The sequence below is a fragment of the Lysobacter sp. GQ73 genome, assembly GCF_059758755.1.
Map to the genome: position 1 here is coordinate 1 of NZ_JCAXEE010000020.1, position 1,086 is coordinate 1,086.

A 1,086-nucleotide genomic window follows, 5' to 3' on the forward strand; every position below is an offset into this window, starting at 1 on the left:
CATTCGCTGTTGGCGTTGCAACTGGTCACCCGTCTGCGTTCGACCCTGGGCCTGGAATTCGCCCTGCGCGAAGTGTTCGCGCAGCCGAGCCTCGAAGGCATGGCGCGGGCGCTGGAGCGTGGCGACCGCGCCGCCGGGGCGCTGGCGCCGATCGCGCCGGCCGACCGCAACGGGCCGTTGCCGTTGTCGTGGGCGCAGCAACGCCTGTGGTTCCTGGATCAACTCGATCCGGCCGCCGGCGCCGCCTATCACATGCCGGCGGCGCTGCGCTTGAGCGGCAAGCTCGATCGCGACGCGCTCAAGGCCGCGCTCGACCGGGTCGTCGCGCGCCACGAAAGCCTGCGCACCTGTTTCGCCGAGGCCGATGGCGAGCCGGTGCAGCTGATCGCCGCCGCCGATGCCGGCTTCGCCTTGATCGAACACGACCTGCGCGGACTCGACGCGCCCGCGCGCGAGCAGGCCTTGGTCCGTCTCGGCCTGGAGGAGGCGCGTGCGCCGTTCGACCTCGCGCGCGGCCCGCTGATCCGCGGCCGCCTGCTGCGGCTGCGCGACGACGAGCAGGTGTTGCTGGTCACCCAGCACCATATCGTTTCCGACGGCTGGTCGATCGGCGTGCTGGTGCGCGAAGTCGCGGCGCTGTATGCCGCGTTCCACGAGGGCCGCGCCGATCCGCTGCCGCCGTTGCCGATCCAGTACGCCGACTATGCGTTGTGGCAACGGCAGTGGCTGCAGGGCGAGACCTTGCGCGCGCAGGTCGAGTTCTGGCGCGGCCATCTGCAGGGCGCGCCGGCCTTGCTGGAACTGCCGAGCGACCGGCCGCGCCCGCCGCTGCAGAGCTATGCCGGCGACCGCGTCGAGCTGCGGCTGTCGGCGCAGGCCTCGGCGGGCTTGCGCGCCTTGTCGCAGCGTCGTGGCACGACCGTATTCATGACCTTGCTGGCCGGTTGGGCGAGCCTGCTGTCGCGCCTGAGCGGACAGGACCAGGTGGTGATCGGCAGCCCGGTCGCCAACCGCCAGCGCGCCGAGGTCGAGCCGCTGATCGGCTTCTTCGTCAACACCCTGGCGCTGCGCATCGAGGTCGACGGC

General features: G+C 71.8%; 1 protein-coding gene. It reads left to right on the forward strand.

What is annotated here, in order from left to right:
- Positions 1-1,086 (forward strand): condensation domain-containing protein (locus AC6CH2_RS22475; protein ID WP_498271155.1); only part of this gene is annotated, 1,086 nt, incomplete at both ends.